9 protein-coding genes and 3 pseudogenes are annotated in these 17495 nt (G+C 61.4%); 7 read left to right on the plus strand and 5 right to left on the minus strand.

The annotated features are described in order from the left end of the window. Positions 1 to 281: 281 nt before the first annotated feature. Positions 282 to 1304: a ParB/RepB/Spo0J family partition protein gene (locus ACFFDA_RS12410; protein WP_404478940.1), complete on the minus strand. Its 1023-nt coding sequence runs from the start codon at positions 1302 to 1304 to the stop codon at positions 282 to 284. Between the two features lie 923 nt (positions 1305 to 2227). After that, a complete protein-coding gene (locus ACFFDA_RS12415) occupies positions 2228 to 3409 on the minus strand; it encodes an AAA family ATPase (RefSeq protein ID WP_404478941.1) in 1182 nt (393 codons plus the stop codon). A 746-nt stretch (positions 3410 to 4155) separates the two neighbouring features. On the opposite strand from ACFFDA_RS12415, the gene ACFFDA_RS12420 reads away from it, so the two are divergent. The 5 genes and pseudogenes from ACFFDA_RS12420 (at position 4156) to ACFFDA_RS12440 (ending at position 12041) form a co-directional block, all read left to right on the plus strand. Further along, positions 4156 to 5526 (plus strand): replication protein RepA, encoded by a 1371-nt coding sequence (locus tag ACFFDA_RS12420; protein WP_404478942.1) that lies wholly within the window; start codon positions 4156 to 4158, stop codon positions 5524 to 5526. 411 nt (positions 5527 to 5937) lie between these two features. Further along, positions 5938 to 6710 (plus strand): annotated as a pseudogene (locus tag ACFFDA_RS12425) (ImuA family protein). Positions 6711 to 6922: 212 nt separating this feature from the next. Continuing rightward, positions 6923 to 8461, plus strand: coding sequence for a Y-family DNA polymerase (locus tag ACFFDA_RS12430; RefSeq protein WP_404479255.1), 1539 nt, complete (start codon positions 6923 to 6925; stop codon positions 8459 to 8461). Beyond that, positions 8458 to 11749, plus strand: a pseudogene (locus ACFFDA_RS12435) (error-prone DNA polymerase). Before ACFFDA_RS12430 ends, ACFFDA_RS12435 begins: the two are co-directional and overlap by 4 nt. Positions 11750 to 11753: 4 nt before the next feature. Further along, positions 11754 to 12041 (plus strand): hypothetical protein, encoded by a 288-nt coding sequence (locus ACFFDA_RS12440; protein ID WP_404478943.1) that lies wholly within the window; start codon positions 11754 to 11756, stop codon positions 12039 to 12041. A 1606-nt stretch (positions 12042 to 13647) separates the two neighbouring features. Here ACFFDA_RS12440 and ACFFDA_RS12445 read toward each other — a convergent pair. The 3 genes and pseudogenes from ACFFDA_RS12445 to ACFFDA_RS12455 form a co-directional block, all read right to left on the minus strand. Then, positions 13648 to 14559, minus strand: coding sequence for an NAD(P)H-hydrate dehydratase (locus ACFFDA_RS12445; protein WP_404478944.1), 912 nt, complete (start codon positions 14557 to 14559; stop codon positions 13648 to 13650). Further along, a pseudogene (locus tag ACFFDA_RS12450) lies at positions 14552 to 15249 on the minus strand (phosphoglycerate mutase family protein). The gene ACFFDA_RS12445 and the pseudogene ACFFDA_RS12450 overlap by 8 nt, the downstream one beginning before the upstream one ends. 439 nt (positions 15250 to 15688) lie before the next feature. Further along, entirely contained in the window at positions 15689 to 16267 is a 579-nt protein-coding gene (locus ACFFDA_RS12455; protein WP_404478945.1) for a hypothetical protein, read from the minus strand. Positions 16268 to 16391: 124 nt separating this feature from the next. On the opposite strand from ACFFDA_RS12455, the gene ACFFDA_RS12460 reads away from it, so the two are divergent. After that, the gene (locus ACFFDA_RS12460; protein ID WP_404478946.1) at positions 16392 to 16802 is read left to right on the plus strand and encodes a hypothetical protein; all 411 of its coding nucleotides are present in this window, start codon (positions 16392 to 16394) and stop codon (positions 16800 to 16802) included. A gap of 65 nt (positions 16803 to 16867) precedes the next feature. Next, positions 16868 to 17491: a YbhB/YbcL family Raf kinase inhibitor-like protein gene (locus ACFFDA_RS12465; RefSeq protein WP_404478947.1), complete on the plus strand. Its 624-nt coding sequence runs from the start codon at positions 16868 to 16870 to the stop codon at positions 17489 to 17491. Positions 17492 to 17495 lie beyond the last annotated feature (4 nt).

Here is a 17495-nt window from a genome sequence, read left to right on the forward strand (position 1 = left end):
TGACTGAACTGCCCGCCACTCTGCGTCGACGGCGGCATCGCTAATGGCAGAACTCACCCCTTCCTAAGGCGCTTGCTTCACGCGAGAGGAATTATGACGGTCACAGCCTGCCGAATGGCTCGGTTAGCTCGAAAGCTGTGGGAAAAACAATCCCAGAAACTGGGCTTACAGCGCGAAAACGCCGATTGGCCGATCCCTAAGGGCCTAATGACCTCGAGCGCGCTCTAATGCCGCCAGAAAGCCAAATCGGCGTGGTTCCGGCTATGTTCCTCTTGAGCACATCATTTCCTGCCGGCCCCAAACAGCTCATCCAACAAATGCTGAAATGCCGCCTCGACCTCGCTCCGATCCGCCGAGAGCTTTGCGGACAGAGTGATGGACATCCCCTTCTTTTTCGATGGCCTAGTGTAGGTGAGAATTTCGCCGCCGTCGGCTCCGCCGATCGTAAACGAAGTGTTCTCGATCACCAGAGGCCGAGGCGGCTTCGCAGCTTGCCGAAAGGAGGCAATGACCTCCGCAGGCGGGATGAGGGACACCTTTTCCTTCAGGCGCTCGCGCTGGACGTCTGCTAGCCGGACAGCCTCCGCACGTACCCTTTCGGCCACCTGCCCCCCCCCTTTTACGATCGAAGTGATCGCGCGAGGATGAGAGACTGTAACAACCTTCGCATCGCCGAATGCGTTGATGTACGTATCGTCCAGATCGGCAAGCGACATGTATCGATAGATCGTCGCTCTCCCCACCCCGAGCCTTTCCGCCATCGCGGAGGCATCCCCTTTGTAATGGGCATGCAGGGCCATCTGATAGCTTCTCGCGCGCTCGATGTCCGAGACATCCGCGCGTGCTCTGTTTTCGAGATCACTCAGCCGGAACGCCGCCTCGTCGTCGAGCGGCTGAACATCGATGAGATATTTGAAGTCAGGGTAGTTGTTCGCCCGCAACCAGGTGATTGCAAAATGCCGCCTGGAGCCTGCGACGATCTCGTAAGGCACCGCAGAGTCATCGGTACGACGCACGATCGCGGGCATACGCTGACGCCCTTCCGACCGGATCGATTGGATCAGCTCTTCGCAGTCCTCATAGGTGAGGTCATCGTAGCGTCGCGCATTCTGACGCGACGGCTTGCACAAAGCAGGGTCTACCCATTCATACTGTTCGTACTGAACATCGGCACCAAGCTTGGACAAGGCCTTACCACGACTGACCAGAACATCGCCAGTCGGAAGGGTCGGAGCTTCACCGCTTCCGAATGCCTCGACGACCTCCGAAGCGATCGAGGCTCCAAAACCCGGCTTGCGAGCCATACAATGTTCCCTTCTTCCTAACCTGATAAGATGTCGCGACCGAATCTCGCTCCCGACCTTCGGGAGGTGATTATCGGAACAGACAATCGGAGTGCAAGACCGCGCCTTCTCGTGTGCCCAAATATCGGCTGCAGTGAAGCCGCGCGCCATCTCCATTGGGACGCGGCGCGACGACGTCAGGAGAGCCGATCAGCAGTGGATTTGCTTGCGCCCATGTCAAGCCCTACCCCCTCCCCCGCCGAACTCAATGTGTCACGGACTGGCAAGCCGAACTGAGGAGCACAGACGGCAAGCGGCTATCACGGAAAGTCTGTAGCCAATGGTGCCTGCTGACCAATGTCTCCAATGGAGACGACGTGAAAAATTGGCCTTCGTAGCATCGAATGGCGCTTAAATCCGCCGACCTCGGACATACACGCCGGGTCACGGCACCGCAAGAATTCGGTATTCTCCATTGGAGAATCCCCGCTGCCGACCTCCGAGCTACGGCTGGTGTCGACCCCCAACGATCTCGTATATCCATTCGCACTCGCCCTCGCTCGGGCACACGGCGGGGAGATTCTCCAATGGAGACTCGATCGATCCCGGCCGATATTTTGCTGACCGGAACTGCCGCCATTGCGGGTCTGTCACATCTCCCGCCCGCCTGTCTCCAATGGAGACGGACGCTGTGCTGCTATGAAGATCGGGCGAATTCAGAGATAAATGGCCATGCGCGGCCCGAGCAATCGAGGGGAGCGCCCCATGGTCTAGCGAGCGCGATCGAGCAAACCGCCAAAGGGAAAGACGCCGACCGACCATAGTCGGTCGGTTGCCAAGGCCTGGAGCAGGACGAGAACGGGAGCAGATGGTTCGCGATCAAAGAAAAACCCCGGCGACTCGCCGGGGTTACAGGCACTCGGAATTTGCAGATTGAGGCAAGCTCATTCCAGACTTTGCTTGGACGGCCACAACTTCTTGATGTTCCCCTCCAGTTCCCATCCGAGCTGGTTGAGTTGGTTGAGACACCGCGTCCGTACGGCGTGATTGGTTGTCGAGGACGTAAGGTCGAACACAGTCTTAAGCTGGCTCGCAGCATTATTGAACTCCGCCGAGCTTCGAAGCTCCTGGGAGAATACACTACGCCCAAAGACCGCGTTCGTGATGTCCACGATCTGGCGTTGCGATTCGATGTTCGCTTCGCTCTTTGATATCACCATCCCGACAAACCCATATTCGGGTTGAATATCATGCTCCCCAAGGGCGCCCATTGTCTCCTCAAGCATCCCGAGAAACGCCGTTGTCGATGCAAAGTCGACGATGCTTGGCGGCACCGGGATCAAGAGCGCATTGGCTGCATACATAACCGATAAGGATACCATGCCCAGTGCTGGCGGCGGATCCATGACGATGACGTCATATTGCGACGAAATCTTGTTAATGTCGCGGGCGAGGGTGGTCAGGACATCGAACCCGTGCACACCGATCCGGGCTGCCACCTCGTATTCAGCATTGTAGAGCTTGAGGTTTGCTGGAATGAGATCGAGGTTGTGGAAATGAGTCTTGCGCACGATCTGCGCAATGCCGCGTTCCGGCTTGCCCTGAAGCAGGGCATATATGCTGTCGAGCTCATCCAGATCCTTGTCCGGGATATAGCCGAACTGCATCGTTGCCGAGGCCTGTGCGTCGGCATCGATGAGAAGCACGCGATATCCGTGTATCGCAAGATACTGGGCCATGTGGACCGCGATAGTGGACTTGCCAACGCCGCCCTTAAAATTCTGACAGGCAATGATCGCCGGCGGATCGGACTCCTCGCGCCATGGGCGGGTATCGAAGACCTGCCGCATGGTATCCAGGTCCATCAGGGTGTAACCCTTCCGCCGGCCTGTTAGGTTTCGCTCCTGATGAGGGAGGCGGCCTTCCGCTTCGGCGATCCGGATCGCGGATGCCGAACGTCCTACCAAGCTCGCCGCCTGCGAGATGGAGAACATCGGACCGCTTCGCGGAGGGTTATGCTGAATGTTGCGTTCCTGGAGCTTGCTCAGCACCATGCTCGCCATGTGATAATAGCGGGTGATCAGCTCCTTGGTGGTGCTGCCCAGATCTGAGGGAAGGGACGCCATGCTTGTCCTCGTTTGGCTCTCAAATTACCGGGGCAATCATCCCCTTTGTCACTTTCCTCTAGAATCTTACCGAAAATTCGACAACGAAAATCTCCGATCGTCACGCTTCCCGCACCGGAAGCGATTTCGGTAATTGTCGAAGATACCCAAAGCAGCGATGAGTTGTCGATTTATCGACAATGAATGAGCAAAATCTGACAAGCGAGATGAGCTGGTCTGTCGCTGTTTACGGTACGGCTGGAGCATATCTGAGCTTTGACCCTGCCGTGACTTTGCCGGCCCACAAGGCTGCATTTCTCAGGCTAAGCGCTGTCGACTATACCGCAATCAGCGATCCCTTGGCATTTTTCCGGGCTATTTCTCGTCAAAAGCGCAAAGCGGGCGAAGGGGAATTTGGCCATTCGCACGGAGCCTGTGGATAACCCTGGCCGGTCGCTGGCAAAGGTACGCACAGCCGCTGCTTAGGGTACGATAGAGCGATGAATAAGGTACGAAAGGGCGCTGATTACGGTACGCCATCTAACCTACTACCGATTCCTACTCCCTTTGGGAGATACCTTCCTCCGGAATGACGCGTGAGGCTGTCTCGAGAAATGACATGGCTGGCAGTTGGCTGACCATACTTTAATCAGCGATCTCTTGGCACTTTCAAAGGCCATAACCAGAAAAAACCGCCAATATCTTGCGTCGATCGCGATTTTCGGCAAAATCTCGCCACCGAAAATGATTTTTCCCAAGGTGATTCTGTGGCAAGGCGCAAAACCGGCGAGAGCGATGCTCAGATCATGCTTCCTCTGGGAGCACAGTTTGTCGAGGCGCTCAAGTACAGTCCGGCCGCCGAGGTGCGCGCGCTTGCCGAAACCGAAGATGCACAGCGCATATTCGATGCCGTACACTTCGTCATGGAAGAGGAATCTCTTCCCAACTTCATGCATTCGGCCTTGTGCGCGATGTCGCTCCCGGTCAAAGCCCCGAAGGACCAGTCGGCACCTGTGATCCGGCGGGACGGGAACATCTCGCTGATCATCCAGCCCATGGAACGGCAGGAACCCATTGGTCCGGATGGCGAATTCGTAGCCGTGAACAAGGGCGTGCCCTACGGCCGCCATGCCCGGCTTATCATGATCTATATCATGACAGAGGCTGTGCGCACCCGAACCCGGGAAATTTACCTGGGAAGCTCGTTCTCAAGCTGGTTGCGCCGGATGGGCATCACCAACACGTCGTCCGGAGGCAAGCGCGGGACACGGACAAGCGTCCAGGATCAGATTGACCGGATACTCAACTGCCAGTGGACAATCCGCTGGGATGACAGTGTTCCGGCGTCCAGCAAGGGCAAGAAGTGGCAAACCGCGCCTGCACAGCAAGCACGCGCTTTCGCTGTGAACGACATGCGCATCGTCAACCAGTATGCCGGCCTGAGAACGGGGGAGGGCACCTTCGTCTCACACTTCGTCCTTTCCGAGGAATTCTACGGGGAACTGCTGAAGCATTCGGTACCGTTTAACGAACGGGCGATCGTGGCTCTGAAGGACAGTGCGACAAAGCTCGATCTCTACACTTGGCTCGCCTACCGTTTGCCACGGATCCCTCAAGGGACGGAAGTTCGGCTCAGCTGGGCGGATCTGGCAAAGCATCTGGGCAACCAGTCGAACACTATGACAAAGTTCCGTCAGTCTGTCCGGGCTGCCTGGGAAGAAGTCTCCGGGGTGTATCAGCAGGCCCGCCACTCTGTGGACGTCAGTGATCTCATCATCCGGTTACGACACGCTGAAAAGCCTACGAAGGGGATGCTGCTTCTCCAAGGAGAGGGCAGGGGACCCAGACGGCAAGTTTCAAGCACTGCGGAAGAGACGGGACTTCTCCGTGTGTACAGTGCGGACAAGCCGATGCTGCCCAAGCCTGCGGCGGCGATCCGTTTTCCTACGAGCGGGGCTCTCGAATTTGCCGAACCTGAGCTGTACCGGATCGGCAGGGACTTTGGCTCAAATAATTCCGTAACGATAATGGCCGACGCATTCCGTAAGCTCCTTGGAAGCGAGCTCGAAACGCTCGAAGGCGACGCGTTGAAGGATCGCTGGAAACGGTACGTCGAAAAATGGCCTAAACCGGCCTGATCCGGGGCTTTTGAGCCGTTTTCTCCATTGGAGACAACTGACGCCCTAGCCGCGCCTTCCGGCTTTGGATTCCAGACCGTACCGTAATCAGCGATCGGAGACGCCGCTAATGCGCCATGCCGGCAGTGGTCCTTCCCGTCGCTTTGCATGGCAGGGCGATCGCTGCTTAAGGTACACCTCTAGGAACTTTGGGCGGCCGCGCATACCGCAATCAGCGATATACACCTGCGGGCATTTGGCGATGTCAGGCGTCGCTTCCCAAACTACGGCCAAGTTTGGCTGACGGACAAAAAGCCGCTCCCAAGCAACCGTTGGCTCGCCGTCAGATGCGGCCGCAGAGGTATATGGGTTGACCACGGACAAATGAAAGTTAGAACATATAGAGAACGAAATCGAGTCTCACGAATCGCCGTGTCCTCCCGATCATCACACCTGCATCCTAACATCGACGCCCTCCGCGCACTGGCAGCGCCGCTCGCCGAGCATCGTGTAATGCCCTTTGGCATTGATGCTCTGGATGATCACCTGGGCTGCGGCGGTCTGCGAGCAGGGGCCTTGCACGAGGCGACGGCGCTGACCTGCTCGCTGGTTGACGATGCCGCAGCCACGCTCTTTCTTGCCGGCATTGCTGCGCGCGAAGCCTGCGCGGCGGCGGCGTCTGTCCTGTGGGTGAGTTGCCGCAATGACCTCTACGCACCGGGCCTCGAACAGGCGGGTCTTGCCTCCACCGACGTCATCCATGCGCAGCCGCGCGATGATGCCGCGCTGCTCGCGGTCGTTGAAGACGCAGTGCGCGACGGAACACCGGCTGCCGTGGTCGCCGAGGCGAGCAAGGTCTCGATGATCGCCACCCGCCGCCTGCAGCTTCTCGCCGCCGAGGCCGATATCCCGGTGCTCCTGCTGCGACGTCACCGCGGAAGAGACCGTGACCCGTTTCCGACACGTCTGCCGCCTGGACACGCTGGCGGATTTCCAGCGCACCGTCCGAGCGCCTTGGCCATGCTGGTAGCGGGGCTGGCATCGGTCGCCCGCGCTGGCTGGTCGAACTTGCCCGCCAGCGGGGCGGCGAGGGCTTTTCCCTGATTGTGGAGGGATGCGATGCGACAGGTCGTCTCGCTGTTCCTGCCGTACCTGGCCATCGAACGGCTGAGACGGCAGGACCAGTTCGCCGCGCCGCGGCCTGAGCCGCGCGCGCTCCAGTTTCGTGTCGACGACAATCTCGGTGCCTGCTCGGTCCCTCGCGGGGGTGGGTGGCGCCCCGGTGCGCGGTGGGCCCGCCAGGAGCAACATGCAACTGTGCATGGGATGGCTCAGGGGATGGCTCAGGCCCGCGACCGCTCGCGGGCCGACGTCGAGCGCGAGATCGCTGGGCTGCCCCCTGCACGCCAAGCCGCCGATGCGCGAACTGGGACGCCGCTCCGAAGCCGCCGAACATCCGTTCAAGCGAACGGCATCGCCAGCGTCGTCCGCGCATCTGCAGTCTGCACCACAGGTCGCGGCCGCCCCGCTGGCGCTCATCGGCAAAGTCGGCCGCCGCGACGAGATCGTCTCGGCCTGCCCGGCAGCAAGGGCGCTGGGCATCCATCCCGGCATGGCGGCAACCCATGCCCGTGCGCTGGTGTCCGATCTCGACTTCCGCGCCGCAGAGCCGGAGGCCGACGAGGCGCTGCTCGATCGCCTGGCGCTGTTCGGCATTCGCCACTCGTCGCCGATCGTCGCGGTCTCGCCGCCCGATGGTATCTGGCTCGACCTGACCGGCGCGGCGCACCTGCATGGCGGGGAGGAGCGCTTCTACCAGCGGCTTCAGGCCTTCTGCCGCCGGGTTGGGTTCACGGCGCGCATCGCGATTGCCGATACCCCCGGCGCGGCGCACGCGCTGGCTCGCTATGGCGCCGAGGACATCGCCATTGTTCCCGCAGGTGGTGTGGCGAAAGCCCTGTCACCGATCCCGGTCGCCGCGCTGCGCCTCGACAGGGGCGCGCTGGCCGCGGCGCGCAAGTTCGGCTTCGAGACCATCGCCGACCTGCTGCCGGTCGCGCGAGGCCCCCTGGCGCGCAGGCTGGGGCTGGCTGCGATCGACCGGCTCGACCAGGCGCTGGGCGGCAAGGCCGAACCGATCACCCCGCGCGAGGATATCGTGACGCCTGCGGTCGAGCGGCGGCTGCTTGAACCGATCGGCACAGCCGAAGCGATCGCGCAGGTCATGCACGACCTGCTGCAGGATCTGGCGCAAGTGCTCCAGCGCAAGGGGCTGGGCGCCCGGTCGCTGCGCCTGGTTGCCCTGCGGATCGATGGTGGCGAGCAGGTAGTAGCGATCGGCACGTCCCGGCCGAGCCGCGAGGTGCCGCACCTGCTGCGCCTGCTGAAGCTCAGGATCGAGCGCATTGACCCCGGCATGGGCCTTGAACAGTTCCGCCTGTTGGCGCCGCACACTGAGCCGCTCGATGCCGAGAACCTGGGGGCAATTCTCGCTGGGGAAAGTACGGTGCGCGATCCCGCGCGTCTGGTCGACGTTGTGGCTGGGCGGATCGGACCTGGTTCGGTGTTCCGTATCGCGCCCGTCGAAAGCCACGTCCCCGAGCGCGCGGTCAGACTGACGAGCCCGATCCTGCCTGCCGGCTCCTGGCCGGCGTGGCAGCGGCCGGTGCGGCTGTTTGCGCATCCCGAACCCTTGCACCGGGTCATGGCCTTGCTGCCCGACCAGCCACCAAAGCGCTTCGAATGGCGCGGAAAGTCCCACACGGTGGTTGCCGGCGATGGCCCGGACCGCATCCATGGCGAATGGTGGCGGCGAAACGCGGAAGTCTGGGCGGTGCGCGATTACCACCGGGTCGAGGATGACGCGGGCGGGCGTTACTGGGTGTTCCGGCGCGGCGATGGTGTCGCGAGCGAGACCGGCGATCTCTCGTGGTGGATGCACGGGATCTTCGCATGATCGCCTATGTCGAACTTCAGGTGCTCACCCACCTCTCGTTTCTGCGCGGGGCCTCGAGCCCGGACGAATTGTTCTCGTTTGCGGCAAAGCTTGGATATCGGAGCATCGGCATCGCCGACCTCGGCAGTGTCGCCGGCGTGGTGCGCGCCTGGGAGGCCGAGAAGGCCACCGGGGTCCGGCTCATTGCCGGAACCCGGGTCGATCTGTCCTGCGGTCGCCGCCTGCTGCTCTATCCGACCGACAAGCGCGCATGGTCGCGGATCACGCGTCTCCTCACAATCGGCAACCGCCGGGCAGGGAAGGGGGCCTGCCTGCTGCACTGGCATGAGCTCGAAGCCTGGTCCGAAGGGGTGATCGCCATTCTCCTGCCGCACGAGGCAGATGCCGAGAATGCCGCGGCGCTGGCGGATGTGCGATCCGTCTATGGACGGCGCGCGCATATGGCACTGTCCCAGCGGCGGCGCCCTGACGATGCCGTGCGGATCGATGCGCTGGCACATCAGGCGCGGGAGGCCGGCGTGCGCGCGGTCGTCACCGGCGACGTGCTCTACCATACGCCCGATGTCCGGCTGCTGCAGGATGTGGTGACCGCGATCCGGCACAATTGCCGGGTCGATGATCTTGGCTATCGCCGCGAGGTCAACGCCGATCGCGCGCTCAAGTCGCCTGAGGAAATGCAGCGCCGTTTTGCCGCCTACCCCGATGCCCTGCGCGCCAGCGTCGACATCGCCAAGGCCTGCACGTTCTCGCTCGGCGTTCTCACCTACCACTACCCTCAGGAGCAGGTGATCGAAGGGCTGACCGCGCAGCAGGCCCTCGAGAAGATGGCCCATGAAGCGCTTCTCGCGATGTTCGATGGCAATCCTGCGCAGGAGTATCGCGACCAGATCGCCCATGAGCTGAAGCTCACCGCCGAACTGGGCTATGCGCCCTACTTCCTCACCGTTCATTCGATAGTGACCGAGGCGAAGCGCCGGGGGCATCCTGTGCCAGGGGCGGGGATCGGCGGCGAACTCGTGCGTCTGCTTCGTGCTGGGTGTCACCTCGATCGATCCGATCAAGCACAAACTGCTCTTCGAGCGCTTCGTTTCAGGCGAGCGGCGCGAGCCGCCGGACATCGACGTCGATTTCGAGCACGAGCGGCGCGAGGAGATCATCCAGTGGATCTTCGATACTTACGGGCGCGACCGGGCGGCACTGACGGCGGTCATCACCCGGTTCCGAGCGCGCGGCGCGGTGCGCGACGTTGGCAAGGCGATGGGGCTGCCCGAGGACCTGACCTCGTCGCTTGCCGGGCTGGTCTGGGGCTGGTCGGCCGAAGGCGTTGGCGAAAAGCAGGTCGAGGAACTCAATCTCGACATGTCCGACCGGCGGCTGCGCCTGACGCTCGATCTCGCATGCCAACTGATCGGCGTGCCGCGCCAGTCGAGCCAGCACCCCGGAGGGTTCGTTCTTACCCATGATCGTCTCGATGATCTCGTGCCGATCGAGCCGGCCGCCATGGTCGATCGCCAGATTATCGAATGGGACAAAGACGACATCGATGCCTTAAAGATGATGAAGGTCGATGTGCTGGGGCTCGGCATGCTGGGCTGCATGAACCGGGCCTTCAACGTGCTCGAAGAAACCAAGGGCCTCAAAGTGGGCCTCGCCGATCTGCAGAGCGACGATCCCGACGTCTATGCCATGATCCAGAAGGCCGACACGCTCGGCACCTTCCAGATCGAGAGCCGGGCGCAGATGTCGATGCTGCCGCGCATGAAGCCGCGCCGCTTCTACGACCTGGTAATCCAGGTCGCGATCGTGCGCCCCGGCCCGATCCAGGGCGACATGGTCCACCCCTATCTTCGCCGCCGCGAAGGGCTGGAGAAGCCGGAGTATCCACGCCCCGAACTGCGGGCCGTCCTAGAAAAGACGCTGGGCGTGCCGCTCTTCCAGGAGCAGGCAATGAAGGTCGCGATCGTGGGCGCTGGGTTCACGGCGGTAGAGGCCGACCAGCTTCGCCGCGCGATGGCGACCTTTAAGATGACTGGCGGCGTCTCGCATTTCTCCGAGAAGCTGATCGAGGGCATGGTTGCGCGGGGTTACCCTCGCGACTTTGCCGAGCGTACCTTCCGCCAGCTGGAAGGGTTCGGCTCCTACGGCTTCCCGGAAAGCCACGCCGCGAGCTATGCGAAGATCTCCTATGCTTCGAGCTGGATGAAGCATCATCACCCCGACGTCTTCTGCGCCGCGCTGATGAACGCGCAGCCTATGGGCTTCTATGCGCCGGCGCAGATCGTCGGCGATGCGCGCCAGCACGGCGTCGAGGTGCGCCCCGTTTGCATCAATGCGAGCCGCTGGGACTGTTCGCTCGAGCGCACGCGAGGCCGATACCATGCCGTACGGCTCGGCTTCCGGCAGGTGAGGGGGCTTTCCAATGCCGATGGCGCCAGCATCGTCGGTGCGCGTGGGGCAACTCCATTCGAGTCCGTCGAAGACGCCTGGCGCCGTTCCGGCATTCCGCGCGCTGCGATCGAGAAGCTCGCCGATGCCGATGCCTTCCGCACCTTCGGGTCTGACCGGCGACAGGGCCTCTGGAAGGTGAGGGGGCTAGGCGAAGCACCCCTGCCGCTGTTAGCGGCAGCGGACGCAGCGCAACGTCGGGAGCGCCAGCCGATCAGCGCTCAAGGACAAGAGCCCGCCGTTGCACTGCGCCCACTCACCGATGGCCGCGAGGCTATCGAGGATTACCGCGCGCTGCAGCTCTCGCTTCGCGCTCATCCACTGACGTTCGTGCGCGAAGAACTGACCCGGCGTGGGGTCACGCGCTGCGCTGACCTTGCGAACATCCGCGATGGTCGCAAGGTCGAGGTGGCCGGGATCATCCTCGTGCGCCAGAAGCCCGGCTCGGCTAAGGGCGTGCTCTTCATCACCATCGAGGACGAGACCGGAATCGCCAACGGGATCCTGTGGTCCGATCGCTTCGAGGCGCAGCGCCGCACGGTGATGTCCGCATCGATGGTGGGGCTCAAGGGCCGGGTGCAGAAGTAGGGCGAGGTGATCCACGTCATCTGCGACAGCATCGTCGATCATGGCGACCTGCTGCACAAGGTGGGCGAGATGTCGTTCCCGCACTGGACGGGCAGGGGGGAATGGGCGCGGTACGCCAGCGCGCCGGATCGGGGCGACGTGGTTCGGGCTGACCGGGACTGGAGCCCGAAACCCCACAACAGCTACTGGCCGCCGCATGCCGATGGGTGTGATCCTCAGGACGTCGTGCGCTTCAAGTCACACGACTTCCATTGACCTCATGGCCACGCTTGCCAAACATCAGCGCGTCATCATTGCGCTTTCCGTCCACATCTTGCGCGGGGATGTCACTCGCTGCAGCGCTGCCCGTGTGGATACGGTCGAAGTCCGCCTGGCGCTGCGCTGTCTGCTTCCCCATTGCCGCGAGCGCTGGCCGCTCGAGCTGTACTGGGACGCGGCGCGCCAGGAGAACGAGATCGGCCGCGCGCAGGGTGTGACCGCGGCATTCAACGGAATCGTGCGCCAGTTGCGCCTCGCCGGGCGTTACCACGAAACGGACGTTGCGTAGCGGCTACATATTGATGATTTAAGGCATCGGCATCACTTCAAGTTGATGGCGACGGATGCTAGTCCATTTCGGTTCAAAAACCAGGAGTCTCGCACGTCATCGAGCTTCCGCGGACCAGACGCATGGCGTGAGCCTCGTAAGTGCGGGATATCGCAGTCAATGTCGCCGAGACCTTGGGTTCAACTCTTTGCAAGGCCGCCGACCGGTACCGCTCGGCACATCCACGCAAGTTCAAAACGTGCCGTTCAAGCTGCTCGCGCGTCTGAGGTGTGTTGATCGAGAGGCTTGGCGCAGGCACTTTTCACTTTCCCTCAGGCGTGGAAGCAGGACCGCCAAAAGCTGTGGCGTGTGCCCGCCTGCAATGCAACGATACTTGGGCAAGGTGCGCTTTCCATGACCTTGAAATTTCATCGACAAGCGACGGTGGCAACTTTTGCTTGCCGTTCGCGCCTTCGGGGTATCGTCCAAAATCCATGTTCAACGCCGCTGCAGAGAGTTTGTAGAGAACAGCCCTCCGCAGCTACGGTTCCCTGAGAGAACCGCTGCGGATGACGAACGATCCGGCAGCCTAAAAACGGCGCCCGCGCAATCGGCATCGCCAACCCATAAATCATGAATCCGGGACTACGCTGCCCTTTGCGATAATGCATTGTCACTCGTCAGATCACGTTGCCAGCGATGCCATTGGTCTTTCGTGATGCTTCTGAGGGTCCGAAGCATCGAAAGATCTCCCATTGAACGGTGTTCGTGAGCAGCATTGATGGCGGCCTCGAGCCTGGATAGCTCGCGGGCGAACAAGGCGTCCAACTCCGGTGGCATGATCAAAGCTCCTGCCAGGATCCGCTCGGGGGTCCGCCTTCCAAAACCTGAGGAATATTCGGCCGTGACGACGCGGATTGTTCGCGATCCGGCAGCCAGCGGGCAACAATGGCGCTAAGAACCTCGGGCTCGACGCGGGGGCGCGATGCGCTGCCTAGAGGGTGGTGATTCTGAGAGAGGGGCACTGCATACCTCCTTTCACAACAATACATTCCTCTCGACCGCACCTGACTTGCAGGTGCGGTCGAGAGCAAAATAATAGGCGCCCAGAAGCTTTCAAGCCTGAAAATGCAACGTTGTCGAACCGGCTTCGGGATGTGCCGCCCGGCGTTAGTGGAACGGTTCAAGGCATCACGAAAGCGGGACGCGTACCTCGGGGGCTGCTCTTCCCCTGCCTGCGGCGCAATACCACTGCCTACGAGCGATCGCGGGCGGCCGGCGGGTCCCTGCTTTGATCAGATGATGGATGGACCGCCAACCATTCTGGAGGAGAGGGTTGTTCGCGCTTCCGTGACAGGTATCGTTATGCGGATGATCGCATCGGTATGCGGCCGAGCTGAGGCTTATCGCGAATTGGTTGGGCTGACCCTATTTGTAGCGGACGAGCTTCAGCCCGTGTGCATGAGCCGTCCGCCGTCGTCATATCATCTCTCGTGGTTGGGTTGGTGGCAGGAAGGCCAGCAGGTCGGGGCAGGGCGGATTTTGCTATCGTATTTATCTGCACGCGATCGCTCTGCACCGCCTGCGGGTTCGATGCCCGTCCCAGAGTGGCGAGGATTTCTCAAGCCTAGTTTGCTCGTCGTATCAGCCCGGGAATCGCGCCCAATAATTCGCGCGCAAGAAACCCGATCGGGCTGATGTTGCGAGCGCATTCCCGGCCTGCTTCGCCGTGTAGCCAGACCGCCCATATTGTCGCTTCCAGAGGGGGGCAGCCGCGCGCGAGAAGCCCACCGGCTATTCCGGCCAGCACATCGCCCGACCCACTGGTCGCCAATCCTACGCCGCCCCCGTCGTAACGAAACAAAGCGCCCGAGGGTGCGGCGATTACGGTCTCGCCACCCTTCAAGGCAACGACTGCGGCAAAGCGTTTCGCTGCAAGCTGGGCTGCGGCCGTTCGGTCGCGTTCAATAATATCGACATCCGTGCCCAGCATTCCCGCCATTTCACCGATATGCGGCGTCAGAACAGCCGGGCGCCTGCGATCTTTCAGCCTTCCAGCAATATCGCTCAGAGACATCAGTGCCGCCGCATCGATTACGATGTCGCCGTGTGGACCCAAGATTTGCAGCACCGTTGCAAGAAGGCGCGACGCGTGGCCCTGGCAGGACATGGCCGGGCCCAGCACGACAGCATCGCAACGTGCAAGATGGGGCGAAAGTATGGGCAATGGTGCATCGATCTCTCCTTCGGCACTGACCGGCAAAGCGGCAATTGCCACCTCCGGAAAGGCCGCCCCGAGGGCGATGGCAGCCGAGGTCACGGTGCCGATGCGAACCTTGCCCGCGCCGGCGCGAAGCGCAGCTTCGGCAGTGAGGGCCACGCCGCCAGGCACCTCTAGGCAGCCGCCGATGACCATCACCCTTCCACGACCGTTCTTGTCCGTGCCTTCAATCGGGGAGGGCAAGGGATGATCGCGCAACCAGTGCTGGTCTATCCGGACTTCCGAGGCGGTCGGCTCAAAGGGGCAATCTTCAGCCACGAGCTGCGACCATAGGATCGGGCGCCCGCGTCGATGGCTTCCCCTCGCGTTCAAGAGGAGCGACGACGTTATACCGATCCAGCTTCATTGCTGGAATCGCCGGCATCGAAAACGTACTGGGTCACACTGCAATTGGCCACATCGCCCTGGGCATCGATTGCGAGTATCTGTGCCTCGGTAAGATGTTCCAGCACGTAGCGCATGCCCAGTACGACGACCTGGTGCGCGACTATCATCACGCGCTTTCCCGCATAATGCAGCGACACCGTATCAAGGAGTGCGCGCACCCGGAAGATCCTGCAATGCGAGAATGCCTGCGCTCGTCAGGCCATCCAGTATGCCGAATTCCTTCTCGCGCAGGCGCTCGTCCAAGCAGATGCGCAGGTCGCCGTGACACCCTCCGGCAGATCGAAAAAGCTCGGCAGTCTGGATCGCGCGGACATAGGGGCTGCAAAGGATGATCTCGGGCTGCTCGCCCTCCTCGCCCGCTGCGAACCAGTGGCCCAAGGCCCGTGCCTGATCTTCGCCGAGCGAGGACAGCGGGACATCAACATCCCGATGGTCAAGCTCGATCCGCGCGTGTCCAGCCTCATGGGCCTTGTCACGCGCGAGGTTACCTGCACTCTGGCCATGACGGATCAGCCACAGCGTTTCGGGCCAGCGAGACTTCTGGGGTGGCGAGAGTTCCATGGAACGCTAATCCACGGCGTGCCGCGGTGGTTCCGACATCGTACATGCTTGCCGGCAATGCGGTGCTCGATTGGAGTTCGCGGCGATTATCGCTCCGCGTGGCGCTGGCATCAGCGATGTCCGCTTTTCTTCGGACAAATTTCGTAATCCTGCGAATGGGCGAAGTGGTATATTCGACGACACTGTCGCCTTGTTTGGGAGGGCCAAGGCCGCCGGCCCATTGGGCGCGTATGGTCCCAAGCACCCAGCCCCAGGATTGGGTTTGAACGCGCGTCAGGCCTGCAACTCGGCAAGGCTGAGCGCGCTGCAGCCTCTTTGTCTGCCGCGGCCACTGCGACCGGGGTCAGTGGCTGGTCGGCGCCACTGTCGGCAAACAACGGCTGTAACGTGGAGCAGATGATGTTGGACGGGCTGCGGTTCGCTAGCGCGAGGATCGCCGTCAAGTATCGTCGCTCGGATCATGAATCGCCAGCTCGAATTGCCATCCTTCGAACGTGAGCAGCATCTCGCCAAAGTCATTCCAGCTGATTTCGCGGCCATCAATGATTACCACGGGCGTGCTGGTTGGGCGGTCCAGATCGGACGTGATCCTGCCGCGAACAAGCCGGTCGTCGATTTCCCAGCGCTGGCCGCGCTCTACCAGATGTGTCTGCGCAAGTGCGCGTCGAATGCGCTTGAGCAGCCGCGCAAGAAGGTCGAAGGGATCAACCCCTGCTTCTCCAAGAGCCTGGAACTGGTAACCATCTCGCTCATCGTCGCGCACCTCAAGGGCATCGAGCGTGACTCGATCGCCGAGATCTAGCAGTCGCAGGTGAAATATGTGGCGCAGTCCTCGAGCATCGGTAAGCGCAATCGGCTGAAAAGTCGTAAATACCGAATCTAGAGCCGCGCCGCTTGCAATCCGGTCATTGAAACAGCGACTACACATGTCGCGGTAACCCGTTTCCATATCGCCGTAATGAACGATGTCGAAGCCGGGAACCTCGCGGCAACAATTCTGGCAAGCGATCAGATTCATCAACGGCTCCTCCATGCCATTTCGTTGTACTGTCTTTCTGTCGCAGCGGAATGCCTATCCCTTAACCACAGCCGAACGCGCGCATCTTGCCAAGCCTGTACGGCGCAATCCAGCAGCCGCCCCGATGATCGACGCATCGAACGGGTCGCATAGGCCCAGCGCCCAGATCGACATTGCCAAAGCAGCCATCGTTCGATGGAGAAGGGTAAATCACAGCTTTTCCAATAAAATTAGGAGTCGCTGCGACCATCCTTGCCGTGATGCGTTGAGTATTTCGATGCCTGAGATCGAAAACTCCCTTCTGATTGCCGCCAATCGTCTGCACCATCGCGGCTTCACCACGCCCATCATGTATTGTCGCCTTGAGGACGTTCTGATTGGCCGGATTGAAGGCATAGGGGACGACGTCTCCTGGCGCACTGTTGATCTCGTGGCTTTCAAGAGCGCGTTCATGGCGCACGTCGATGCATACCTTCTAAGCCAAGGAATGCCGGTGCACGCGGATCGAGGCAATAAGCCTATTCCCATGATGTGAAGGCTCCGCGGACCAACCGGGCATGAGCCAACAAGGTTCATCGCCCACGTGGAAAGGATGACGAAGTGCTCGAACACGTCCCAGCCTGGCTGGGTAGTCTGCTCAAGGATGTCCGCGCCGGACATTCTAAATTGTCAATTGTTCGGGAAGACATCGATGACCGTCTGTTTCCGTTATCGAGCCCCGCATTCGCAGATGGTCAACGCCTCCCTATGCGCTTCACGGCGGACGGGGAGGGCGTCTCGCCGCCTTTGAGCTGGGGACCTCTTCCGCCGGGAACTGTATCGCTGGCGCTGCTTGTCGAGGATCCCGATGCGCCTACCCCCCATCCTCTCGTTCACGGTCTTGTCTGGAACATTCCGCCCGATATCGCAGGGCTGCCCGAAGGTTCAATCGTGCCGGACGGCGATGGCGCTTCGAACGGCAGCGATGTCGGTCGAAACAGCTACCTGGCGGAAGGCTGGCTGCCGCCAGATCCGCCGAGGGGCCACGGCGTGCATGATTACGTATTCCAGCTTTTTGCGCTCTCGCAGGTTCCTGTCCTCAATGCCAACCCCGGCCGCTCGGCGTTCCTTGATGCTATCCATGGCAAGGTTCTTGCCGCCGGCTTGCTGATCGGCACCTATTCCCGTGATGAGCCGGTAACGCCAGGCATTGCGGGAACCGGCCTACGGCCTGCAAGTGCCTGAACCC

The organism is Novosphingobium sp. BL-52-GroH, from assembly GCF_044813085.1.
In the GTDB taxonomy this organism is placed as follows: Bacteria; Pseudomonadota; Alphaproteobacteria; order Sphingomonadales; family Sphingomonadaceae; genus Novosphingobium.